This window comes from Gordonia sp. SL306 (assembly GCF_026625785.1).
Taxonomy (GTDB): domain Bacteria; phylum Actinomycetota; class Actinomycetes; order Mycobacteriales; family Mycobacteriaceae; genus Gordonia.
The window spans coordinates 1,730,220-1,754,337 of the sequence record NZ_CP113063.1; the positions used below are offsets into that span (position 1 = coordinate 1,730,220).

The window sequence follows — 24,118 nt, forward strand, 5'->3', positions numbered from 1 at the left end:
ATGACCAGAGCCGCGGACAAGGTCACCCGCGTCGACGCCGACCTCGTCGACAGTGCGATCGCCGAAGGCCGTCGTCAACAGCGGACCGGCCGCCAACAACTCGAGTACTGGGCGCGCGTCGGCCGCGCACTCACCACCCACGAGTCCGCGTCGCTGCGGCGCGTGCAGGACGCACTGGCAGGCACCGTAGCGACCACCGACCTCACACCTGATGAAGGCCGCGCGTTCAACGCCCAGGTCCGGGCCCTGGTGAGCGAGAGTCTGGCAGCGGCCGACTACCGACACGAGCTCACCGAACGGGGTGTCACCACCGTCTCACTCGACGAGGACGGCCGCATCGTCGAATACCGACCGGACGGAACCACCCACGTGCTCGACGTCGAGTGAGACGCCTCGATCTGGTCATCGGCCCCAACGGCTCGGGCAAATCGACGTTCGTCGAGTACACCCTCGGCCCGCTGTTGCCGGGGAGCGTGTTCGTCAACGCGGACTCGATCGCACGGCAGCGCTGGCCGGCCGAGGCCGAGGCACGCTCATATGACGCGGCAAGAATCGCCGCGGACACCCGCGACCGCCTGATCGCCGACGGGCGCTCGTTCATCGCCGAGACCGTGTTCTCGCACGAATCGAAACTCGACCTGATCGACCGCGCGCATGACGCCGGATACTTCGTCGTACTCCACGTCCTCATCGTGCCCGAATCCATCGCGGTACTGCGTGTCGGCCGCCGTCAGGCGTCGGGCGGACATTCTGTGCCCGAGAACAAGATCCGCGCCCGATTCCATCGATTGTGGCCACTCGCGGTCGAGGCGGTCCATCGTGCCGACGAATCGACCGTCTACAACAGCGCACTCGGCCCGGCCCCCACCATCGTCGCGGAGTTCACCGCAGGCGTGCTGGTCGGCGCCACCAGGTGGCCGGCGTGGGTGCCAACCGAACTCCGAGGGGACGGCTGAGGTTTCTTGTCGACAACAGAGCGGCGAGAATCTTCTGGTGGCCACCATCTGACGGTCGACACAGCCAGATCGGTTGCGCGCCCATCGCCTAGCGCCTAGCGCCTAGGCGATCCCGACCAGCCGCTCCGACGCCTGCCACAGCCCGTCGATGAGTTCCTGTTTGTGCGCCTGCGAGTTCTGCGGCCCATTCGCCTTGTGGCGGCTGAAATACACGCCGTTGATTGCGGGATCGGTGCCACGGTTCGCCAGCGCGATCAGTGGCTCGGCCCCCTTCTCGGGTGTGATGGTGGCGACCTTCTTCAGCGGCGTGCGATACAGCAGGCCCACGAAGAACGAGTCCCGCCCGAAGCTGGATGCCACCGGCCCGGGATGCACTGCGGCGGAGATGATTCCGTCATCCTTCCAGCGCTCGGCGATACCTCGGGTGAACAGGATGTTCTCCAGCTTGCTCGTCCCGTAGCAACGCAATTCCAGCGCGCGCCGTCGCTGGAAATCGAGATCGTCGAGGTCGACCTTTCCGGCGAGGTTGCCGATACTCGCGGTGTTCACCACCAGCGCACCACCATCGGCAGAGAGCTTGTCGCGCAGCAAGTTGGTCAGCAGGAACCCGCCGAGGTGGTTGATCTGGAAGTTCGGTTCGTGGCCGTCCGCGGTCCGCTTCTTCGGGTCGAAGGTACCGCCGGCATTGTTGAGCAGCACATCGATCGTGCCGACCCGTTCCCGGATCTCGTCGGCGAGACGTCGGACGTCGTCGAGCTTCGCGAAGTCCGCGACGAACGCGGTGGCACCGGTCTCGTCGGCCACCGCCTTGGTCTTCTCGGCCGAACGACCCACGACGACGAGGTCGACGCCGGGTCCGGCGAGTTCCCGCGCAGCGACTGCGCCGATCCCGTCACTCGCCCCGGTGATCACGATGGTCCGTTGGTTTGCCACGAATTCCAGTCCTTCTATCGGTTGCTGTCGACCTATCAGTTGCCATCGACCTGTGAGTTGCCATCGACGTTGTCGACCATACGTTGCGTCGCCGTCTCCGGGCTCTCACCGAGCGGCGTGCTCCTGGTGATGCTGACGGGCAATGGTCCGCTCGTAGGCATCGTTGAAGGACCGCAACTCGTGCAGCAGCGCATCGGGCGCACCCGGTGTGAGGTCGGAGAACACCCGCACCAGTCGTTCGGCACGCAGCATGCCGTCGTGCTCGAAGGCCTCGATGCCCAGCGCTGTCGGACGGATCAGTCGACTCAGCTGCCCTGACACCTCGAACCTCTCCAGGTAGCCATGTTTGATGGCCGCGTTCACCTGTCGATTCACCGTCGACTGTTCGAGGTCGAGCTCCTCGCCGAGTTCACGCAGGGTGCGGGCCCGGCCGTCGGACAACGTCCAGAGGATGCCGAAGGCCGAGGCCTCCAGGCGCGCCCCGGGGAAGACATTGGTGCGCCGCCTACTCATCCGGAGCAGCTCTTCCGCCAGGTCACGGTAAACCGGTGACTCCCAGAACGAATCGTCGCCGACATCGGGCATACGCATGTCCTCCCACGTCCGATTTTCACGGACAACATACTCTCGGGTTGGCATGTGCACCATACATATGTAGGGTACACATCTCGAAGGAGGGTGCCCTTATGACCACTACGTCAACCCGCGATTCACCGGACACGAACGACACGGTGCCGGTGGACGGCGAACTGACCGACGACAACCACACCGGTGCCGCCATCGCGGTCGTCATCGTGCTGTGTTTCGGCGGCCTGGTCGCGTCACTCATGCAGACGCTGATCGTGCCGATCCAGCCGGAACTCCCGAGCCTGCTGAACACGTCGATCTCGAACGCATCGTGGGTCGTCACCGCCACGCTGTTGGCCGCTGCCATCGCGATGCCGATCTCCGGCCGCCTCGGTGACATGTTCGGCAAGAAACGCATCATCTTGGCCAGCGCTCTCCTGCTGATCGTCGGCTCGCTGGTGTGTGCACTGAGCTCCGAGCTCATCCCGATGATCGTCGGACGCGCCGTCCAGGGACTCGCGATGGGCTTCATCCCACTCGGCATCAGCCTGATGCGCGAGGTGACACCACCACGCCTGACGTCGATGGCGGTCTCCGCGATGAGCGCGACCATGGGCGTCGGCGGGGCGATCGGGCTGCCGCTGGCTGCGTGGGTGGCACAGCAATGGGATTGGCACGCACTGTTCTGGGTGTCGACCGGACTCGCCGTCATCGTCGCCGCACTCGTCACGTTGCTGGTCCCCCACGTCGAGGACGGCACCGCAGGCGGACGCTTCGACATCGTCGGCGCCGTCGGTCTGGCCATCGGCCTGTGCGGTGTGTTGATCGCCGTCTCGAAGGGCAACGACTGGGGCTGGAGCTCGGGCACCACCCTCGGCATGATGTTCGGCGGGATCGCCGTGCTGCTCGTCTGGGGCATGTTCGAGCTGCGTCACTCCGAGCCGCTGGTCGATCTGCGGACCACGGCGCGGCCCGCGGTGTTGCTGACCAACATCGGGGCGATCGCCATCGGATTCGGAATGATGGCGCAGATGATCGTCGTGCCTCAGCTTCTCGAGATCCCGGAGGCGATGGGCGGTCTCGGACAGACCCTGCTGGCCGCCGGCCTGTGGATGGCACCGGGCGGTCTGATGATGCTGGTGTTCGCGCCCGTCTCGGCCACTCTGATCAACAACATCGGCGCCAAGCTCACTCTGGCGATCGGCGCGACCGTCCTCGGCCTGGGCTACCTCGTGGCGTCCATGCTGATGGATGCGCCATGGCAGCTGGCCGTCGCGGCGGTGATCTGCTCGGCGGGTGTCGGCATCGGCTATGCCGCCATGCCGACCCTGATCATGGGCGCCGTGCCGATGACCGAGGCCGGTGCGGCGGTCGGTCTCAACGGCCTGATGCGGTCCGTCGGCACCACCAGCGCATCGGCCGTCATGGCTCTGGTGCTGACCAGCTCCACCGTGGCCTACGGACCCGCCGAGGTGCCGAGCCACACGGCGTTCAAGTGGTGCTTCGTGATCGGCGCGATCGCCGCCTTCGTCGGTGTCGCGATCACCTTGTTCATCCCGATCAAGCATCGTCGCGCCGGTTCCGTTGCGGGCGCAGGCGAGACCCCGCCCGTCGACCACGAGGACGCCGTCTCGGTGGAGACACCGGAGCCGGTCGACGAAACGCCCACCAGCGGTGCCCGTCATCGACTCGACTCCGCGGGTGAGGTCGGATCACGAGATGACCGTCCGCGCATTGCCGGGCGCATCACCGCCGACGACGGCACGCCCCTGGGCACCGCCGCGATCACCGTCACCGACACTCGCGGCCACCAGGCGGGCAACACCGCCGTGCACGCCGACGGCACCTATGCCGCGCACGACATCGCTGACGGCACATACACCGTCATCGCCACGGCACCGGGGCGCTCCCCCAAGGCCATGACGGTCTCGGTCGTCGGCGATGCGGTGTTCCGCCGCGACTTCACCCTGGCAGGCGGCTCCGTGCTGCGCGGGCGAGTCCGTGACGTCGCGCGCCCACTCGCCGCCAACCTGATCGTGACCGACCAATCCGGTGCCGTGGTCACGCAGGCGCACGCCGATTCCGACGGGTACTTCACGATCGCCGGCCTGTCCGCGGGCGACACCGTGGCGGTCACCGCATCGGCACCCGGCTATCAGCCGGCCAGCCAACTGGTGACCGTCGACTCCGCGGGCCGGACCACCGACGCCGTCGACATCCTGCTGGTTGCCACCAGCGGTATGCAGGGTTCGGTACGCACCACCGACGGCTCTCCGCTCGAGGGTGCGACGGTTTCGGCGATCGGTCCCGACCAGACGATCGTCGCCTCGGTGACCACCGACGCCGACGGCCGCTATCGCATCGAAGGCCTGACCGAAGGGCTGTTCACCGTGGTCGCGAGCATGTACGAACCGGCTGCGGTCCAGGTCAATGTGGTTGCCGGCCAACGCAACACCGCCGACATCGGATTGGGGTTCGGTAAAGACCCGGCGGTGCCGTGATCGTGTAGCCCGACTCGAGAACCTGTCGGCCCACCCGGGGAAGCCTCGGGTGGGCCGACGCGTTTGCAATGTAGGTACGCCCATCCCCAGAGAGAGGTGGACAAGCAGTGGGGGCAAGTGGTGATTGATCCGCGGTTCGTGCTCCTCGGCGCCGCGTTCTCGATGGTCGGGAGCATCAGCTACGCCATCCTCACCGTGCGCGGCCGCGTGCGACCGAACAGGGTGTCGTGGTTTCTGTGGGGCGCCGCGCCGATGATCGCCTTCTTCGCCCAGCTCCACGACGGCGTTGGCCTGCCCGCCATCTCGACACTCGCGATCGGCCTCGGGCCCTTCGTCATCCTTGCGGCGTCATTCGCCAATCGCTCGAGCTATTGGCAGATCACAGCTTTCGATCTGTCCTGCGGCGCGGTCTCGGTGCTTGCCCTGGTCCTGTGGCTGACCTTCGACAACCCGTTGCTGGCAGTCCTCGCCGCCCTCGCCGCGGACGCGATCGGTGGAATCCCGACGATCGTTAAAGCCTGGCGCCGCCCCGACACCGAACGTTCGGCCGTCTACGTCTGCACGGCGCTCAACGGCACCATCACCATGCTCAGCCTTCAGACCTGGACGGTCGCCGAAGCAGCGTTCCCGCTGTACCTCGTGCTCCTGGGAGTGGGGTTGGCGACGACGGTGAGGCTGCGAACCACAGCAGACCGGCGCCCCGATCACCCGGCGGCATTCACCTCCACACCATGAGTACACCTCGCACCACGTAACGGTCGCGACGAATCCGCTGCTCTGCGCGAACCGTTCCGATGTGAGTTGGCATCGATGGCACCGATACCAACCATTTGTGAGACAGGGTTCCCGTTTACGCGTGCGCCGGAGACAGTGGTGGCACAGCTCACATGGTTGGGGCCGAGCCGTCGCGACATCGCCGATGAAGCACTTCCCGGTCCTGAGACGGCCGAATGGTCAGGGCGATTGGAGGAGGGATGTCATCGATGGTTCCCGTGGACAAGGTCGGGATTGTTGGCGCCGGTGCGGCAGGTTTGACGTTGGCGGTGTTCCTGGCTGATGCCGGGATCGAGGTGGAGGTGCTGGAGAAGGGCGCCGGCTTCACGACGCTGGGATCGGGCATTACTCTGCAGGGCAACGCGCTACGGGTACTTCGGGACATCGGTGTGTGGCCCGAGATGCTGGAGAAGGGGTACCCATCGAACTCGATGGCCATCCGCGCTCCTGATCCGGACGCCACTGTCGTGGTCGAACTGGACGATGTCCGAACGGGCGGTGAGGACCTGCCGGCGTCGTTGGGTATGTACAGACCCGACCTCACCGAGATCGTGCGAGCACGCGCGGAACGAGCAGGTGCACAGGTGATTTACAGCACCGAGGTCACGGGGGTGGAACAGTCGGATGACGGTGTCACGGTGACCTTCTCCGACGGTGGACAGCGGGTGTTCGACCTCTTGGTCGGCGCAGATGGGATCAACTCGACCGTCCGGCGGCTGATCGGTATCGATGTCACTCCGGCGGCGACGGGAGCAGGCGCCTGGCGGGCGATCGTCCCGCGACCGGCCGAGATCACCCGCAGCGAATTGATCTACGGCGGGCCGCGTTATATCGCCGGCTACTGCCCGATCAGTGCTGACTGGATGTACGCATACATCGTCGAGCCGGCTCAGGACCGGGATGTCGTCGCCGACTGGCCTGAACTCGCTCGTCTGGCCGCGCAATACGGCGGTCCTTGGCAGGGGATCGCCGGGGCGATCACCGAGGACACCGCGGTGCATTACACGCAGTTCACGACGCATCTGGTCGAAGGCGACTGGCACCGGGGACGGGTCGTGCTGATCGGCGATGCCGCCCACAACTGTCCGCCGACCATCGCGCAGGGCGCGGCCATGGCGATTGAGGATGCTGCGGTCCTGGCCGCCGAGGTGGTCAAGGCGCACGGCGTCGACGACGAGGTGATGGATCGGTTCCACGAACGCCGGGTACCCCGCGCGAGCTTGATCGTGAGGTCGTCTGTGCAGCTGGTTTCGTGGCTGGTCGATGAGGTTCCGAATCCCGATGTACCAGGCGTCATGCACGAGGTGGCCCAGACCGTCAAGGAGCCGGCATGACTGCACCGATCATCGATGTCCACACTCATGTGTTACTACCTGAAGTGGAAGCGCTTGTCGACCAGCTGGACTCCGAAGGACTCAGCGCTGCAAAAGATCTCGAAGTCAGGCGCAACGGCGCCGAGTCGCTGGCCTCCTCCGGCAAGATGATCCGGTCCCGCTGGCCGTTGCTGACCGATCTGCCGAATCGACTGGCCGCGATGGACGCTGCCGGCGTCGACATCCAAGTGGTGTCACCGTCGCCGTCGCACTACTACCCGTTCCTCGCTGCCGAGCCCGCCGAGGAGATCACGCGATGCATCAATCGATCGATCCGCGACCTGGTGGCCGCGGCGCCGACCCGGCTCCGGGGACTGGGCGTGGCGCCGCTCCAACATCCTGAACTGATGGCATCGATGCTCACGCACGCCGTCGGTGACTGTGGTCTGCGCGGCGTCGAAATCGGATCGTTCGGAGCTGCGCCCGACGGCGGGCAGGCAGGCACCGTCGAGTTATCTGATCGGCGCCTAGACGAATTCTGGTCCACTGCTGAGTCGTTGCAGGCCATCGTGTTCGTGCATCCGTTCGGATGCTCGCTGGACGAACGCCTCGACCGCTTCTATCTGGCCAACACGGTGTCCCAACCGGCCGAGAATGCCGTGGCATTGTCTCACCTGATCTTCGCGGGAGTCCTGGATCGATACCCCGATCTCACGATCGTCGCTGCGCACGGTGGCGGCTACCTGCCGACTGCCATCGGCCGCTCCGACCGGGCATGGGCGGTGCGTCCGGAGGCACGGACCTGCGCGCGCCCGCCGTCGCAGTATCTGTCCCAGCTGTGGTTCGACTCGCTGACCCATGACGGTGGTCAATTGCGGGAACTGATTAGAGTAGCCGGCAGCGACAGGATCGTCCTGGGGTCCGACTTCCCCTTCGACATGGGTACGGCGACACCGGTGGAGGATCTGCTCGCATCCGGCTTGACCGACCAGAGAACCATCGAAAACGTGCTGCGCGACAACGCGAATCGGCTCCTCGCCGTGACAAGCGACGCATCGGGCATCGACCCGATCGATACCACTCATGGGCGTGACGCCCTTCCGTATTGTCGCGGGCCATTTCAGACTGACTAGCAACTGTCACAACCTCTTTCCCCGACGACCACATCGCTACACCGAGAGGCACTGCCGTGCATAAGTATCTGTCCAACCTGATCCACCTCGAGATCACCAGCCAGGACGTCGACGCGTCTGCGGCCTTCTACGTCGACAAGTTCGGGATGCGTGAGTTCGCGCGCGTCGATGGCGCGGTGTACCTGCGGTGCTGGGGCGATCACCAGTCCTACAGTGTGGTTCTCGTGCCCGGCGACGAGCCCGCGCTGCACCGCATGGCCTGGCGTACCACCAGCCCGGAGGCGCTCGACGCAGTGGCGCAGAGGATCGAAGACGCCGGTATCGCCGGCACTTGGTCGGAGGGCGGCTTCGGATACGGCCGTGCTTACGAATTCATCGGCCCCTACGGTCATCCGATGCGTCTGGTGTACGAAGTGGACAACTACGCGGCGGACTCCGAACACGCGTCGATCTATCCTGACCGGCCGGAGAAGCGGTCGGCACACGCCGGCGCGCCGCGGTTCCTCGACCACGTCACCATCGCCGCGTCCGATGTGCGCTCATTCTGCGAGTGGCACTCCGAGGTTCTCGGTTACCGCACCATGGCGTACACCGAACTCGACGACGCGCCGATCACCGTGTTCGGGGTGCTCACCACAAACGAGAAGTCCCACGACCTCGGCGTCGTACTGGACACCTCGGCCCGCGGTGGGCGGATCAACCACATCGCGTTCTGGGTCGACACCTACGAGGAACTCGTCATCTGTGCCGAAGTTCTGCTGGAGCGCGGCACGGCCATGGAATACGGCCCGTCCGTGCACGGGATCGGCGAGCAGAACTTCCTCTACTTCCGTGAACCGAGCGCAATGCGGGTGGAACTGAACTCCGGTGGCTACCGCAACTATGTGCCTGACTGGGAGCCCCGGGTCTGGAAGCCGACCGACGGGTCGAACAACATCTTCCGTAACAGCGCGATGCCATTCTCGATGACCGAATCCTTCCCTGCGGCTGAGGGATTCACCGCGACCGAGGAGGGCGTCTCCGATGAGATGAAGGCAGAGCTGCTCAACCCGTACGCCGAGCACGGGCGCGGGTGAACAACCTCACTGACGAGAGAGACTCATGAAGATCGCACGCAGACAGACCGACGGCGGTCCGCGATGTGCAGTCCTAGACGAGCAGAACCTGCTCGTGGACCTGCTGGTCGAGGACTCACTCAGCGAGTTGTTGGCCACCGAGGACGAGCACCGGATACACGAGGTCGCCGAAGAGGCCCTGCGTCGTCGGCGAAGTGTAACCGACCCGGCCGGTGCGGCGTTGCTGGCCCCGCTGCAGCCGCCGACCTTCCGCGATTTCTCCACCTTCCCCGAGCACACGGCGGGGATCGCCAAACTCCTCGACCCCGATGCCACGGTGCCTGAGGCCTTCTGGCAGATCCCGACGTTCTACTTCTCCAATCCGTATGCGATCACCGGTCCCGACGACAGGATCGCGATCTCACCAGGGGCACACGACTTCGACTTCGAGCTCGAAGTCGGCGCCGTCGTCGGCCGCAGCGGCCGTGACCTCAGCGTCGAGGAGGCCGCCGCCCACATCGCCGGGTATGTGGTGATCAACGATTTCTCCGCGCGCGACACCCAGTTCCAGGAGATGCAACTGCATCTCGGGCCGGCAAAGGGTAAGGACTCGGCCACTGCCCTGGGCCGGTTCTTCGTCACTGCCGATGAACTCGAACCCCACGCGTGTGGCCCGTCATTCGACCTGACGATGCAGGTGTTGGTCAATGGCACCACCATCGGTACCGACAACCTGTCGAACATGGCCTGGTCATTCCCGGCATTGGCCGCCTACGCATCCCGTGGCACCTGGATCCGTCCCGGCGACCTCCTCGGTTCGGGCACCTGCCAGGGTGGGTGTCTGGCCGAATTGTGGGGACGTCATGGCCGCGACGCTTACCCCGCGCTGCGGCCCGGGGACGTCGTGTCCACCACCGTCGACGTGCTCGGCGGCTCCACCAACACTATCGCCGAAGCGACTGCGGTACAGCCGATCACCGCCTGGGAGCGTCGATGAGCCTACGCATCCTGATCACTGACCACCCGGGCGCCACGATCGACGTCGAGCGGGAGGTGCTGTCGGCGATCGACGCCGAGATCGTGGTTGCGCCCGCCACCGATTCGGCCACATTGGCGACGCTCGCGGGCGATGTCGACGCGATCATCACCTGCTTCGCGCAGGTCACCGCTGACGTCCTCGAGGCCGCAGTCCGTTGTCGCACGGTCGCCCGCACCGGCGTCGGTGTCGACAACATCGACGTCAAGCGGGCCACCGAACTGGGGATGGTGGTCAGCAACGTGCCCGAGTACTGCACCGACGAAGTCGCCGATCACACCCTGATGTTGGTCCTGGCGCTGGCACGCCGTCTGCCTCCGCTGGTCGCCGACACCGCATCGGGCGGATGGAACCGCAATCTCACCGCCGTCCCGACTCGACTCCGCGGCAAGACTCTGGCGTTACTCGGTACCGGCGCCATCGGGTGGGCAGTGACGTCTCGGGCCCAGGCCATCGGGCTCGAGGTCGTCACCGTCGAGCGTGGGCGCCCGGTGCCCGCAGGGGTGCGGACGGTTCCCACGGTGATCGAGTTGCTCCGCACCGCTGACGTGGTGTCCCTACACCTCCCGTTGACTGCAGAGACCGCAGGCATCATTGATCGGGAGGCCCTCACTGCGATGAAACCCACCGCCGTGCTGGTGAACACGGCGCGTGGGGCACTTATCGACACCGATGCGCTGACCGAAGCCCTGGCCGCCGGCCAGATAGCCGGCGCGGCTTTGGATGTCACCGAGCCCGAACCGCTGCCTGCCGGGCATCCACTGCGTGCCCTCCCCACTGCGATCCTCACCCCGCACATCGCGTTCAGTTCCGACGGGTCGCTGGCCGACTTGTCCCGCAAGGCCGCAACGAACGTCCTCGACGCATTGTCTGGGCGCGTCCCCGCCTCGGTCGTCAACCCGGAGATCCAACCCGACAGCGAACGACGAACACAAGCCGGAGAACGATGAACGCAGTCTCGATCACAGACACTGTTGTCACACACCTCGTCGAACGCGGACTGATCAGCGACGACACCGATGTGACGATCTCGGCGCTGACCGGCGGAGTGTCCAACGAAGTCCTGGCAGTGACCGGCCCCGGCGTTGATCTCGTGGTCAAACGCGCGCTGGGGCAACTCCGCACCAGCGAGCTCTGGGAGGCCGACACCGCTCGGCTGCTCACCGAGGGCCGAGCACTGCGTGCCGCCAGGGCGATCCATCCGAAGTCGGCCCCCGCCGTCGTCGACCTGACGCCGCAATTTCTGGTCATCGAACGCGCACCAATACAGTGGAAAACGTGGAAGGAAGCGCTGCTCGACGGCGTGATCGATGTGGGTGTGGCGGCCAGACTGGGCGAGTTCCTCGCCACCTTGCAACGAGACAGTGCCTCCGGAGCCATTCCCACCACAGACTTCAGCAGCCGGCTTGCGTTCGAGCAGCTGCGCGTCGATCCCTTCCACCGTCAGATTGCCGAGCGGCACCCCGACCTGCGACCGGTGATCGACCAGACGATCGATGTCATGGCGTCGTCAAAGTCCTGTCTGGTCCACGGTGACTACACCCCCAAGAACATCATGGTCGGTGAGTCGCCCGACGACGTCTGGGTAATCGATTGGGAAGTAGCCCATGTTGGCGACCCGACCTTCGATCCAGCCTGGATCATCGGGCACCTACTCCTCAAGAGTGTGCATCGACCGGAGATGGCACGCGCCTACTGCAACGCCGCCGCCACCTTTGTGGACAGTCATTCCGGCGTCGACGACGCACCGAACCTGGACCACGACCAACTCATCCGTCAGCTCGGGTGCCTGCTGTTGGCCCGTGTCGACGGACGCAGTCCCGTCGAATATCTGTCCCGGCCGGCACAGCATGTCGTTCGACAGCTCGGCCGCGAGGTGCTGCAGACTCCGCCGGACACCATTCTCGACATCTGGAAGGCTTTACATGACTGACACCGCCATCGCCACAGCTTTCGCCTGGGAAGCACTCGATTCCCGAGGTAAACCCACCGTCGCGTGTGAGATCACCCTGCGGGATGGCTCGACCGGCCAGGTCACCGTCCCATCTGGCGCATCCACCGGGCGTCACGAGGCCCGTGAATTGCGCGACGGTGGCCTGCGCTACGACGGCAACGGGGTCCGTGATGCCGTGGGCAACGTGAACACCGTTCTCGCCGAGTCGGTCCGCGGCATCGATTCGCTCGACCAGCCTCAGGTCGACGCCGCTCTTCGCGCGGCCGACGGCAGCGATGACCTCGGCCGACTCGGCGCCAACGCGGTCCTCGCAGTGTCCATCGGGACCGCGATCGCCGCCGCTGCTGCCCAGCACCTTCCGCTCTATCGCACGGTGGATGACACCGGGCGCGCCCCACTGCTTCCACTCCCGATGGTCAACATCCTCTCCGGTGGCGCGCACGCCGGACGATCTATCGACATTCAGGACTTCCTGGTAGTGCCCATGTCGGCGACCAGCTTCTCCGATGCCATCGAGATCTGCAGCCGGGTGCGCCGCGGCGCCACCCAGGTGCTCGCCGAGCGCGATCTGCCGGTCGCGCTGGTCGCAGACGAGGGTGGTCTCGGACCGATTCTCCCGTCCAACCGATCGGCGCTCGATGTCATGGTGGCCGCCATCGAGCGCGCAGGATTCACTCCTGGCGCTGATGCGGCCATCGCGATCGATGTCGCCGCCACCCAGTTCCACACTGCCGGAGACTATGTCCTCGCCGCCGAGAACGGCCGCCGCCTCACCTCCACGGAGCTGATCGACGAGCTCGTCGCCTGGTCCGGCGACTATCCGATCGTCTCATTGGAAGATGCGCTGGCCGAAGATGACTGGCACGGTTGGGCCTTGGCCACGGCTCGACTGGGCGGTGTGCAGCTCCTCGGCGATGACCTGTTCGTCACCAACGAGCGCCGGCTACGACGTGGTGTCGCCGACGGTGTCGCCAACGCCGTATTGGTCAAACCCAATCAGATCGGCACGCTCACCGACGCACGTTCGGTGGTGGCGATCGCTCACGCCGCGGGCTACCGGACCGTACTGTCGGCGCGGTCGGGCGAGACCGAGGACAGCTGGCTGGCGGACCTCGCCATCGGGTGGCGCACCGGGCAGATCAAAGTCGGCTCCACCATGCGATCAGAACGCACCGCCAAGTGGAACCGATTGTTACGTCTCGAAGCCGAACTCGGTGATTCAGCCGAGTACGCCGGAGCTGCCGCCATCACTACGGCACCCCACCCCGTCGTGTCGGCCCTCTGAGGCCGCGGACAGCGCCTCGACCACAATCCACCGAAAGAGGAGTCAGCACACATGACACGTTGGATCGACCACTATGGTTTAGGTACGTTCAGCGACCACGACCACACCTTTGCCGGAGTGGTCGCGCATGACTTGGTGCTCGAGATACCAGCGAACGCGCTCACCGACGGACCTGCCACCGTGCTCGGTGTCCTCGACAACTGGGCCGAGGCCCGAACGCAATTGCCCGGCCTCGCACAGTCCGCACTCTCCGGCGGTGCGCCCCTTGCCGAACTGTGTGTGCGGCCGCCAGTTCAGCCGCGGCAGATCTTTCAGGCGGGCGCCAACTATCGCAGCCACGTAGCGGAGATCATCGTCTCCGGCAAAGCCGGAGACGACAATCGCACCGACGAGCAGCTACGTGCGGCCGCCGAGAAAATGCTCGATGAGCGAGCCGCCACCGGCAGCGCATTTCTGTTCGCGGGGCTGCCGTCGGCGATGTGTGGCGCCGACGACGAGGTGATCCTGATCGCGGACTCCACCCAGACCGATTGGGAAGCCGAACTCACCGTCGTCATCGGCAGCGTCACCGACAACGTCGCCCCCGACGATGCCCTCAGCCACGTTGCGGGCTACACGATCGCCAACGACATCAGCGCCCGAGATCTCCAGTTCCCGGCCGAGCACCGGCCGCTGGGCGGGGACTGGCTACGTGCCAAGAACCGGCCCACCTTCCTGCCGGTCGGACCGTTCATCGTCCCCGCAGACGTCGTCGGCGACTACCGCGATCTCGAGCTCACGCTCGACCTGAACGGCAAACGGATGCAACAAGACAAGGCCGCCAACATGATCTTCGACGTGCCCGCCCTCGTCGCGCAGGCATCCCAGATCACGCCGCTGCAGCCCGGCGACCTGATCCTGACCGGAAGCCCTGCCGGCAACGGCGGCAAGTGGCAGCGCTGGCTCCGGCCCGGCGATGTCCTCGAGACGCAGATCTCCGGACTGTCCTCGCTCCGCAACACATGCCGATGACCTCTGGCCCGCAAGCCGCACGTCGCAGAAGGAGTCAGCCGAAATGACCTCACACATCTCGTCTATCGACCCCGCCGAGCTCGATCGCGGAGATCCCGAAGCCGCGATCGCTGCCGCCGCGCGACGCTGCTCCAACTGGGGACGGTGGGGACCCGATGACGTTCACGGCACCCTCAATCACATCGGGGACGCCGACCGTGCCCGAGCCGCAGCACTGGTGCGCACTGGTCAAACGCTGAGCTTGTCATTGCGATTCGATATGGACGGCCCGCAAAGCGGCTGGCGACGCCGGACCAACCCGATCCACACCATGCTCGACACTGGCTCCGACGCCGAAGCCGGCCGTCAGGGTTTCCCCCACGGCATCGGCGGCGCAGACGACGTCGTCACGATGCCGCTGCAATGCTCCACCCAGTGGGATGGTTTGGGGCACATCTTCGATCATGGTCGCGCCTGGAACGATCGCCCGGCGGGCGAGGTCGTCACCTCCGATGGCGACCGCGTGACCGGTATCGAGACGGCAGCAGACCTGATCATCGGCCGCGGCGTCCTCCTCGACGTCGGCCGACAGTTCGGGACCGACGGTGAACTCCCCGACGGGTTCGCCATCACCACCCAGCACCTGGACGAGACCATCGAAGCGCAGGGCTCGACCGCGACCGTAGGCCGAGGCGACCTTGTCTGCATCCGAACGGGACAGCTGACCCGGGTCCTACGTGACGGATGGGGCACCTACGCGGGAGGTCCGGCACCGGGACTCTCGTTCACCACCGCTGATTGGCTGCGCCACACCGACATCGCCGCCATCGCCACAGATACCTGGGGATTCGAGGTGCGTCCCAACGAGTTCGACGACGCTTTCCAACCACTGCATCAGGTCGCCATCCCACACATCGGGCTCTACCTGGGAGAGATGTGGAACCTCGACGCGCTCGCCGACGCGTGCGCCACCGACCGGCGCTACGACTTCCTTCTCACCGCCGCACCGATCCCCGTCACCGGCGCGGTCGGTGCACCCGTCAACCCGATCGCCATGCGCTGAACATCCAACCGCCCGTCGACCGAGTCTAGGTGGTGATGCGGACAGGATGAGTGAGCAGATCGTCGGTGGTGTCAATTTCGCGGCAGACCCGTTGGATCACCGAGCGGAACCACACGTTGGCCGGGTCGGTCGCTTGCATCGGATGCCAGTACATCGATTCGACGACCGGTATCTCGAGATCCGGGTCGAGCTGGACAGTCGTGATGGCCACATCCTGATGAATCCGTCGGATCAACATGCGTGGGACAAGTGCCACCAGGTCGGTTCCCTCGACGAGCATCGGTGACGCCTGCCATCCAGCCACCCGCGCCGCTACTCGTGGCGTGATCCCCAACTCGGCGAAGAAGCGCATCGGCGGGGTCTGGACACCCGGTCCGAACTCGCCCATCACATGCGGCGCCGCAGCGAGATCATCAACGGAGATCCGTTTCTGCTTCAGAAGAGGGTTTGCGGAGTCCATCACCGCGACGAACTCGTCACGGAACAGCTGTCGCGACACACCCCCGAAGCTCTGACCCACGGGTCCGATCAGCACATCGATGTGATTGAAGGCTTCCAGATCGGGCCGGATCCGGGAGGACGGCATGATGTCGACGCTGACCCGAGCGCCCGCCTCGGCTATCAGATTGCGCAACGGACGCATCACCACGGCCGTCGCATAGTCCGACGCCGCCAACACGAATGTGCGTTCGCTCAGGGCCGGGTCGAACTGCGCATTCAGTCTCATGGCGCCCTGCGCTCGTTCCATGGCGTCATTCACCAGTGGCGCCAGGGTCTCCGCGAACGCGGTCAGTTCGTAGCCGCGGCCGACGCGCACGAGGAGCTCATCGTTGAAGTGCCGACGAAGGCGGCCCAGGTTGTTGCTCATCGCCGATTGACTCAGATGCACTCGTTCGGCCGCTCGCGACACGTTACGCAGCTCCAGCAAGGCCTGCAGATGAGGGATCAGGTTGAGATCGACTTCATTCACGATTGCTGCCCCCGTTTTCACGTTCGAGCGCCTCTCGACGTCAACATATCCTGCCCGAGGCGCGCCAAGGCGCCGCACCAGGGATTTCTGTCTCGCCAGTGTGTCGAGGCGGTCGGGCTACCGCACAGCGTCGGCTCTGGGAATGGCGGTCAGGTTCTGGCTGGCTGCCCAGCTGGCCAGCAGAGCGAACTTCTCTGTCGTCGCGCTACCTGCCGGGGCGGTGTACGACGTGATCGATATGCCCGGTTCACCGGGGACGTCGAGCACGTCGTAGTCGGCTTCCAGGTCGCCGACTTCGGGATGGTGGAAGAGTTTTCGGCCGGTGCGATGTTCATGCACGTCCTGCGCAGCCCAGTGCGCACGAAACGCGGGGCTCAGCGTAGAGAGTTCGCCGATGAGGGCCGCGAGCTCGGGCGCGAGGGGGTTACGTCCGACGGCGTACCGGAGCATCGCCGCATTCAGACTGCACGCCAACTCCCAGTCGCCGAAGAACTCTCGCGCACGCGGATCGAGGAAGGAGAACCGGGAGAAGTTCGGGCGGTCAGAATCGAACAAGGGCGCAAACATCGCACGTCCCAGCAGGTTGGTGCCGACGATGTCCTGCAGCGCGTTGTAAGCGAGCGCCGGCACCGTCATGCTGTCGAGCATCCGCCGGAGCGACTCCCTCAGACCTGTCGGAGCAGACTCGGCGGCCCGAATCCCGGAGACGTTGGGGCGGAAGAGATCGAACAGATGAGTGCGTTCGGCGTCGTCGAGCTGAAGGGCGCGAGCGATCGACTCCAGCACGCTGTCCGAGGCGCTGGCGACTTTCCCACGTTCGAGCTTCGTGTAGTAGTCGGCGCTCACCCCCGCGAGGGTGGCGACCTCCTCGCGCCGAAGCCCCGGCACGCGGCGTTCGCTGTTGCCCGTGGGCACGCCGGCTTGTTCAGGCGTGATGTTCGCCCGCCGGGAGGCCAGGAACTCCCTGATCTCCTCGTTCATGTCCACTCCTTCAGAATACGATTTCCCCCGCCCCAAATGGCTGAGAGGTGCGCCCACCGAGACGGGCCGGTGCGCTCATCCTCGCCGTCCGGACTCGGCGACGGCCGCTTACAGCGTGAGCATGACCTTCGTGGCGCGGCGTTGGTCCATCGCCTTGTATCCCTCGGGTGCTTCCTCCAATGGCAAGGTCAGGTCGAAGACCTTGCCGGGGTCGATCTCGCCCCGCCAGATGCGGTCGATGAGGTCGGGCAGGAATCGGCGCACCGGTGCCGGCCCACCAAGGGTGTGGATGCCGGCAAAAAACAGCTCGATACCAGGGAGCTTCACGTCGTAGTTCACCCCGACGTAGCCCAGGTATCCACCGCCGCGAGTTGCACCGACTGCCTGCATGAACGACTCCTGCGTACCGACGGCCTCCACCACACCGTGCGCGCCGAGACCGTTGGTGAGCTCCTTGATCTTCGCCACACCCGCGTCGCCACGCTCCTCGACGATGTCGGTCGCACCGTAGTAGCGGGCCAGCTTCTGCCGCTCCGGATGGCGTGACATGGCGATGATGCGCTCCGCGCCTAGCTGCTTCGCGGCGAGGACCGCCATCAGGCCGACCGCTCCGTCACCGACGACGGCGACCGTCTTGCCAGGCCCGGCATCTGCGGCGACGGCGGCGTACCAGCCGGTGCCGAGCACGTCCGATGCCGCCAGCAGCGCCGGGTACACCTCGGGATCGGGCGTCCCGGGCGTCTTCACGAGGGTGCCGTCGGCATGAGGGATGCGCGCCTTCTCGGCCTGGGTGCCCACGGTCTGCGCGACGAATTCGGCGTGCACGCACTTGGACTGGAAGCCGGCCTGGCAGATCTCACACGTGTTGTCGGAGATCACGAACGAACCGACGACGAAGTCGCCGGGCTTGACGGTTTCGACAGCGCTGCCGACCTCCTCGACCACACCGATGTACTCATGCCCCATCACCTGGTGGTCGGCCGGCTCAACGCCGCGGTAGGGCCAGAGGTCCGATCCGCAAATACAGGATGCGGTCAGCGCGATGACCGCATCAGTGGGTTCGATGATCGTCGGATCGTCGCGGTCCTCGACCCGAACGTCCCCGGCCGTATACATGACAACTCCGCGCACTGACGGTCTCGATTCCTGGTCGACTACGGACCTGCGGTCGCAGGCCCGACCTCTCCATGGAACGGAATATCCGGGCTGACTGGGAGGGTCAGATTTTCCCCCGCGACGTACCAAACGCCACCTCGACGATGTTTTCCTCCGGGACAACTGCCAGAATCTGCGATTCGCGGGCCTGCCGACGTCGGTCCTTCATTTCGTTACTACTGTATTGCGCCGTGACACCGATCAGCTCCTGCGGGGGTGCGGAAGATCGACGACTTCGCCTGCGGCGGTGACCAATCGATGTTCGTCCCCGGCGGGCTTGCCTAGTGCCCGGTCGTGCAGCCAGTCGATCGTCAGCCCGCGCCAGCTCGGGCCCACTGCGGTTGCCGGGCTGTCGGTCATGGAGTGGCGGGCACCGGCGTATCTGGTGATCGAAGAGGGTGCGGGACAGATTCGGGCTAATTCGTCGACCCATCCAGTGGGCGATAATTCATCGGCCGTGCCCCCGATGATTTGCCACGGAACGTTCATCTCCCTGATCAGCGGGCGCAAATCGTAACCGGCGACCATGTCGTCGAATGCTGCCTCGTCATCGTAGAGCCCGGCCATCCACATATGCCGGGCCTTGAAGGTCGGCGAGGCCTGCTCGAACAAGGTGCGGAGACCGGGTTCGAAAGCAGGCAGAGCAACCGAACAGCCGCGGAACACCGGCGAGGTCGCCGCGACCTGGGTCATCCAGTGCGATCCGAAACTGGTGCCGGCACAGACCAATCGGTCGTCGTCGACCTCGGGGCGCGCACGCAGCCAATCGACCAGCACCCGGCCCGCCTCGATCCAGGCGGTAGGGGTGACGTGGACACCCCGGATCGCGGTCTCCCCCTGGCCGGGACCGTCGACCGCGAGCACCGCGAATCCTCGTGCCAGCCACGGGTCCGCGGCACGGGATACGACGATCTCGCGCGGGGCATCCATGCCGCCACAGGCCAGCACAGTGGGGAACGGCCCGTCGACACCGGCCGGGCGGTGAAACCAGGCCGCGAGCACGCCGGTGCCGAAGGGGATGTCGACGCGCTCGACATGGTGATCCGAATGTGCGCCCCAGGCAAGATAGGCGGCATTCTTGTGGTCGTCGAGCTCACGAACCAGCGCCTCGTCGGTCCATACCGGCCAGCAGGCCAGCGACCACAGTTGGGCCGCGGCATACCAGTGCACCGCGGCCGTCTGCGGATGCCCGGCATCCTCGGCCTCCCGTGCAAACCGCTCACGGCGCCGCGCTACCCCAGTGACGACCGGGACGTGATCGTCGAGCTTGCGTACCGCGCCACGGATAACGGCCATATCCGCCGGCGCGAGTTCATCGCCGACCGGGCCCAGATGGTAGGCCAGACGTGGCTGATCGAATTCGATGGTCTGCGCCCGGATCGTCTCGTCGACCAGCCAGCGCTGCTCACGAAACCGCCGCGGGCCGCTGGGCACGCCGATGTTCGGAGTGGTGTTTTCGACCTGACTGAGGTGAGCCCTCTGGTGAGACACGAATCTGTCCTTATCGACGACGGTTCGACTGACGGAGGTCCGAGTCACCAGTGTCAGGGCGATTCGCCGAAAAGGGAACCGGATCTCACGGATACGAACTATCCACCGTGCGGATAGTGGCTCGACCGAGTGCCATCATCACCCGGGACTCCCACCCGTGCACGAGGCGTGGTCGGATGGGTAACGGGCATCGCCGCGGCGTCGGCTCCGACCGAGATCTCGACGCCGTTCGGCCCGCACCGTCACCCACCAGAAGGACCACCTCGACATGCCCGAAGCATCCGCACGATCCGCCGACGGCGCCCCACTGTCGCTGCTGATCTACATCCTCGCCGGCGGCGTCTTCCTGATGGCACCACCGAATTCATCGTCGCCAACGCCGACGCCGGCCTGATAATCAACGTATTCGCGATCGGGATGATCATCGGCACGCCGCTGATGGCGGACGCAAAGCTCAAACTGCTGCGCCGCGTGGCGCTTTCGCAGTCGCCGATCGCTTACGCTGTACGACCCGGTGAGAGATTGTGAACGTGTAGGCGTTCGACCGGCGAAGGTCAGTCGGTTGTGGGAGTGGTGTGGTCGTCGTCTGAGGCGCTGGGACCTGTGGCGCGCAAATGCGCCCACTGGCGGAGGCGCTCGGTGATGGTGCGCTCGTAACCGCCGGCGGTCGGTTCGTAGAACGTCTCTCGCAGCATGTCGTCGGGAAAGTAGTTCGCGCCGGAGAATCCGGTGTCGGTGTCCGGGTCGTACTGGTAGCCCTTCCCGTAGCCGAGGTCCTTCATCAGCCGGGTCGGTGCATTGAGGATGTGCGACGGCGGCATCAATGACCCGGTGCGTTTGGCGGCAGCGTGAGCCTTGGTGAAGCCGCGGTACACGCCGATCGACTTCGGGGCGGTCGACAGATACAGCACGGCCTGAGCGAGGGCGAGTTCGCCTTCTGGGGAGCCGAGACGTTCGTACACGTCCCATGCCGCCAGTGCTTGCTGGACCGCGTGCGGGTCGGCCATACCGATGTCTTCGTTCGCGAATCGGGTGATCCGGCGGGCGATGAACAGCGGGTCCTCGCCGCCGTCGAGCATCCGAGCCAGCCAATAGAGTGCTGCGTCCGGGTCGGAACCGCGCATCGACTTGTGTAGGGCGGAGATCAGGTTGTAGTGGCTCTCTTGCGACTTGTCGTACAGCGGCACGCGTTTCTGCACGGCAGCAGCAAGCGCGGCCGTGTCGACAGGACCGGGGAGGTTCTGGACCTGCTCGATCATGTTGAGCAGATACCGACCGTCGCCGTCGGCCATCGCGATCAGCGACTGCCGGGCGTCCTCATCGAGCGGGAGCGGCGCGCCGATGAGTTCTTCGGCGCGGTTGATGAGGGTCTCAAGAGCAGCCTCGCCCAGGCGTTTGAGGACAAACACCTGGCAGCGTGACAACAGTGCACCGTTGAGTTCGAAACTGGGGTTCTCCGTGGTCGCACCAACGAGAACGATGGTGCCGTCCTCGACGTAGGGCAAGAAGCTGTCCTGCTGGGCGCGATTGAAGCGGTGGATCTCGTCGACGAACAGCAAGGTCCCCTGTTCGATCTCTCGGCGACGCTTGGCCGCCTGGAAGATCTTCCGAAGGTCTGCAACGCCGGAGAATGTCGCCGACAGGGGCTCGAAGGCGAGGTCGGTCTGCTCGGCGAGCAGCCGGGCAATGGTCGTCTTGCCGCACCCGGGCGGTCCCCACAGCACCATCGACACGAGTCGCTGCCCAACGACCATCCGCCCGATCGGGGCGTCATCGGCGAGGAGCTGATCTTGACCGACAACGTCGGTCAGGACGTTCGGTCTCAACCGGTCGGCCAGCGGTCGAGAGGCATCATCCGGCTCGAACAGCGACGACTGCTGCCCGTCCATCACTTGCGCCTTTTGGGGGCGTGTTCGCCGGCGAGCTCGTACGAGCCGTGCACCAGGTCGTCGATCAGCGCAGGCGTGATGTCCGGGCCGGACCCGATCGAGATCCAGTGCAGCTTGTCGAGGTAGCGCCCCGCTGTGATCGTGTCGTGGTCGCGGCGCAGCGCGTCTCCGTGATCCGGATCGACCTTGACAGTGACGATCTGCAGGTCAGGGTCGTCGTCGGTGACGATGAGAAAAACCTTGTCACGCACTTTCCACACGTCCAGGTGCGCAGTGAACGGACGCCCGTGGGTGACACCGTCGAGTGACGCGGCCGTGTCACGAGCGATCTGCTGGAGCTGCTTTCCCGAGAGCGTCACCGGAGACGCCGACCAAACGTGCCAGGGTCAGCAGGGCCCTTTGCCCACGGCAGATTCGCCACGACAAGCAGGTATGAATCCGTGACCAGATCATCGATCGACGGCGTCGACAGGCCGCCCCCGGGGTGCAACGTGATCCAGTGCGTCTTGTTCATGTGATACCCGGGAGAGATGTCTCGTACTGCTCCCGCAGGGCCTTCCCTTCCTCCGGATCGGTCGTCAGGATCACGATCGGTGCCTCACACAAAGTACGTACCAGCGTACGCACCGAGTTCAGACGTTGGAGACCAGATGCGCCGAGGGAAACCGAGCCTCGAGCCCCAACGGTAGGCAGCCGAACACCTCGCCGGGAGTCCCCCCGAGTACCACCATCACGCGGGACTCCCACCCGTGCACGAGGCGTGGTCGGATGGGTAGCGGGCATCGCCGCGGCATCGGCTCCGACCGAGATCTCGACGCCGCTCCGCCCCGCACTGTTACCCAAGAAGGACCCACCTCGACATGCCTGAAGCATCCGCACGATCCGCCGTCGACGCCCGGCTGCCGCTACTGATCTACGTCCTCGCCGGCGGCGTCTTCCTGATGGGCACCACCGAGTTCCTCGTCGCCGGCATCCTTCCCGAGATCGCCGCCGACATCGGCGTCAGCGTCGCCGACGCCGGCCTGATGATCACCGTATTCGCGATCGGGATGATCATCGGCACGCCACTGATGGCGGTCGCAACGCTCAAACTGCCCCGGCGCGTGGCGCTCTCGCTGTCTCTGATCGTGTTCGCGATCGGCCACGTCGTCGTCGCCCTGATCTCCAACTTTCCGCTGATCCTTGCCATGCGTTTCATCACCGCACTGGCCACAGGCGCGTTCTGGGCGGTCGCAGCCGTCGTCGCCGCGAAGGCCGTCGGGCCGAGGCTCAGCTCGCGGGCGCTTGGCATCGTCCTCGGCGGAGGCATGCTCGCCAACGTCGTCGGGGTACCGCTGGGCGCGTTTGCCGGACAGGCCATCGGCTGGCGCGGCCCGTTCTGGGCGCTGGCCGTACTCGCGCTGATCGCTGTGGTCCCCATCCTCAAGCAAGTGCCGGTCGAGGCCGGCGACGCACCGGTGCCCTCGGTCAGGTCCGAGGTCGCCGGTCTGCGGGACGTGCGGATCTGGCTTGTCCTCGGCGGCGCTGCGATCGTCTGCGGTTCCTCGCTGGCCGCCTACAGCTTCATCTCCCCGCTGCTGACCGAGAACACGGGCGTGGCCGCGTCGACCGTCCCGCTGGTGCTGCTCGTCTACGGCGTCGGCGCACTCATCGGCTCCAATCTCGGCGGACGCCTGGGCACCTACCGCCCCTACGGCGTGCTGTTCACCTCGGCGACCGCTACTTTCCTGGTCCTCATCGGTCTGGCTGTCTTCTCCCACTCGCCGGTCGCCACTGTGATCCTGGTGTTCCTGCTCGGTCTGTTCGGCATGTCGACCAACCCGATCTTGATCGGCAAGGCGGTCGGCTACGCCCAGCAGGCACCGACCCTGGCTTCCGCGCTCAGCACCTCGTCATTCAACGTGGGCACCGCAGTCGGCTCCTGGATTGCCGGGTTCGCGCTCGAATCGGCGCTAGGCGCGACCGGACCGGTCGTCGTGGGAGCAGCGATCGCGGCGCTGTACTTCCTCCCGCTGAGCGCATTGATCGTCATGGACCGACGCGCCGAGCATCAACTCGTCGAGGGTGCCGGC

23 protein-coding genes and 1 pseudogene are annotated in these 24,118 nt (G+C 65.6%); 15 read left to right on the forward strand and 9 right to left on the reverse strand.

Going from position 1 to position 24,118, the window contains the following annotated elements; all coding sequences use genetic code 11:
- Together OVA31_RS07885 and OVA31_RS07890 are read left to right on the forward strand one after the other, a co-directional pair.
- Nucleotides 1-387, forward strand: a complete 387-nt coding sequence (locus OVA31_RS07885) for a TA system antitoxin ParD family protein (protein WP_164310593.1) — start codon at nt 1-3, stop codon at nt 385-387.
- Nucleotides 384-956 (forward strand): AAA family ATPase, encoded by a 573-nt coding sequence (locus tag OVA31_RS07890; RefSeq protein WP_267630534.1) that lies wholly within the window; start codon nt 384-386, stop codon nt 954-956. The genes OVA31_RS07885 and OVA31_RS07890 overlap by 4 nt, the downstream gene beginning before the upstream one ends.
- Nucleotides 957-1,058: 102 nt before the next feature.
- On the opposite strand, the gene OVA31_RS07895 is transcribed toward OVA31_RS07890, so the two are convergent.
- Complete coding sequence (locus OVA31_RS07895; RefSeq protein WP_267630535.1) at nt 1,059-1,889, reverse strand: SDR family NAD(P)-dependent oxidoreductase; 831 nt, start codon at nt 1,887-1,889, stop codon at nt 1,059-1,061.
- A gap of 105 nt (nt 1,890-1,994) precedes the next feature.
- A complete protein-coding gene (locus OVA31_RS07900; protein WP_267631442.1) occupies nt 1,995-2,474 on the reverse strand; it encodes a MarR family winged helix-turn-helix transcriptional regulator in 480 nt (159 codons plus the stop codon).
- Between the two features lie 101 nt (nt 2,475-2,575).
- On the opposite strand from OVA31_RS07900, the gene OVA31_RS07905 reads away from it, so the two are divergent.
- From OVA31_RS07905 to OVA31_RS07955, 11 genes are all read left to right on the forward strand, one after another.
- Nucleotides 2,576-4,957, forward strand: coding sequence for an MFS transporter (locus tag OVA31_RS07905; RefSeq protein ID WP_267630536.1), 2,382 nt, complete (start codon nt 2,576-2,578; stop codon nt 4,955-4,957).
- A 120-nt stretch (nt 4,958-5,077) separates the two neighbouring features.
- Nucleotides 5,078-5,692: a hypothetical protein gene (locus OVA31_RS07910; RefSeq protein WP_267630537.1), complete on the forward strand. Its 615-nt coding sequence runs from the start codon at nt 5,078-5,080 to the stop codon at nt 5,690-5,692.
- A 248-nt stretch (nt 5,693-5,940) separates the two neighbouring features.
- On the forward strand, nt 5,941-7,065 hold the full coding sequence (locus tag OVA31_RS07915) for an FAD-dependent monooxygenase (protein WP_267630538.1): 1,125 nt from the start codon (nt 5,941-5,943) through the stop codon (nt 7,063-7,065).
- Complete coding sequence (locus OVA31_RS07920) at nt 7,062-8,177, forward strand: amidohydrolase family protein (RefSeq protein WP_267630539.1); 1,116 nt, start codon at nt 7,062-7,064, stop codon at nt 8,175-8,177. Before OVA31_RS07915 ends, OVA31_RS07920 begins: the two co-directional genes overlap by 4 nt.
- Before the next feature lie 56 nt (nt 8,178-8,233).
- Entirely contained in the window at nt 8,234-9,253 is a 1,020-nt protein-coding gene (locus OVA31_RS07925) for a VOC family protein (protein ID WP_267630540.1), read from the forward strand.
- A 25-nt stretch (nt 9,254-9,278) separates the two neighbouring features.
- Entirely contained in the window at nt 9,279-10,229 is a 951-nt protein-coding gene (locus OVA31_RS07930) for a fumarylacetoacetate hydrolase family protein (protein WP_267630541.1), read from the forward strand.
- Entirely contained in the window at nt 10,226-11,218 is a 993-nt protein-coding gene (locus OVA31_RS07935; RefSeq protein WP_267630542.1) for a C-terminal binding protein, read from the forward strand. Before OVA31_RS07930 ends, OVA31_RS07935 begins: the two co-directional genes overlap by 4 nt.
- Nucleotides 11,215-12,201 carry a phosphotransferase family protein gene (locus OVA31_RS07940; protein ID WP_267630543.1) on the forward strand — a complete coding sequence of 329 codons (987 nt, stop codon included), beginning with the start codon at nt 11,215-11,217 and terminating at the stop codon, nt 12,199-12,201. The genes OVA31_RS07935 and OVA31_RS07940 overlap by 4 nt, the downstream gene beginning before the upstream one ends.
- Entirely contained in the window at nt 12,194-13,507 is a 1,314-nt protein-coding gene (eno, locus tag OVA31_RS07945) for a phosphopyruvate hydratase (RefSeq protein ID WP_267630544.1), read from the forward strand. Before OVA31_RS07940 ends, eno begins: the two co-directional genes overlap by 8 nt.
- A gap of 51 nt (nt 13,508-13,558) precedes the next feature.
- Complete coding sequence (locus OVA31_RS07950) at nt 13,559-14,518, forward strand: fumarylacetoacetate hydrolase family protein (protein ID WP_267630545.1); 960 nt, start codon at nt 13,559-13,561, stop codon at nt 14,516-14,518.
- A gap of 43 nt (nt 14,519-14,561) precedes the next feature.
- The gene (locus tag OVA31_RS07955; RefSeq protein ID WP_267630546.1) at nt 14,562-15,560 is read left to right on the forward strand and encodes a cyclase family protein; all 999 of its coding nucleotides are present in this window, start codon (nt 14,562-14,564) and stop codon (nt 15,558-15,560) included.
- A 25-nt stretch (nt 15,561-15,585) separates the two neighbouring features.
- Here the strand turns inward: OVA31_RS07955 and OVA31_RS07960 are convergent, their stop codons facing one another.
- From OVA31_RS07960 to OVA31_RS07975, 4 genes are all read right to left on the reverse strand, one after another.
- Nucleotides 15,586-16,530, reverse strand: a complete 945-nt coding sequence (locus tag OVA31_RS07960) for a LysR family transcriptional regulator (protein ID WP_267630547.1) — start codon at nt 16,528-16,530, stop codon at nt 15,586-15,588.
- Nucleotides 16,531-16,647: 117 nt separating this feature from the next.
- On the reverse strand, nt 16,648-17,511 hold the full coding sequence (locus OVA31_RS07965; protein WP_267630548.1) for a helix-turn-helix transcriptional regulator: 864 nt from the start codon (nt 17,509-17,511) through the stop codon (nt 16,648-16,650).
- Between the two features lie 108 nt (nt 17,512-17,619).
- Nucleotides 17,620-18,642 carry a zinc-dependent alcohol dehydrogenase family protein gene (locus tag OVA31_RS07970; protein WP_267630549.1) on the reverse strand — a complete coding sequence of 341 codons (1,023 nt, stop codon included), beginning with the start codon at nt 18,640-18,642 and terminating at the stop codon, nt 17,620-17,622.
- Between the two features lie 225 nt (nt 18,643-18,867).
- Complete coding sequence (locus OVA31_RS07975; protein WP_267630550.1) at nt 18,868-20,157, reverse strand: alpha/beta hydrolase; 1,290 nt, start codon at nt 20,155-20,157, stop codon at nt 18,868-18,870.
- 268 nt (nt 20,158-20,425) lie between these two features.
- Between OVA31_RS07975 and OVA31_RS07980 the strand changes: the two genes are divergently transcribed.
- Nucleotides 20,426-20,551, forward strand: a complete 126-nt coding sequence (locus OVA31_RS07980) for a hypothetical protein (protein ID WP_267630551.1) — start codon at nt 20,426-20,428, stop codon at nt 20,549-20,551.
- 160 nt (nt 20,552-20,711) lie between these two features.
- On the opposite strand, the gene OVA31_RS07985 is transcribed toward OVA31_RS07980, so the two are convergent.
- From OVA31_RS07985 to OVA31_RS07995, 3 genes are read right to left on the reverse strand one after another with little or no spacing between them, the layout of a single operon-like run.
- On the reverse strand, nt 20,712-22,046 hold the full coding sequence (locus tag OVA31_RS07985; protein WP_267630552.1) for a replication-associated recombination protein A: 1,335 nt from the start codon (nt 22,044-22,046) through the stop codon (nt 20,712-20,714).
- The gene (locus OVA31_RS07990) at nt 22,046-22,405 is read right to left on the reverse strand and encodes an MmcQ/YjbR family DNA-binding protein (RefSeq protein WP_267630553.1); all 360 of its coding nucleotides are present in this window, start codon (nt 22,403-22,405) and stop codon (nt 22,046-22,048) included. Before OVA31_RS07990 ends, OVA31_RS07985 begins: the two co-directional genes overlap by 1 nt.
- Nucleotides 22,402-22,560 (reverse strand): hypothetical protein, encoded by a 159-nt coding sequence (locus OVA31_RS07995; RefSeq protein WP_267630554.1) that lies wholly within the window; start codon nt 22,558-22,560, stop codon nt 22,402-22,404. The genes OVA31_RS07990 and OVA31_RS07995 overlap by 4 nt, the downstream gene beginning before the upstream one ends.
- A 346-nt stretch (nt 22,561-22,906) precedes the next feature.
- On the opposite strand from OVA31_RS07995, the pseudogene OVA31_RS08000 reads away from it, so the two are divergent.
- Nucleotides 22,907-24,118 (forward strand): annotated as a pseudogene (locus OVA31_RS08000) (MFS transporter); the annotation flags it as partial.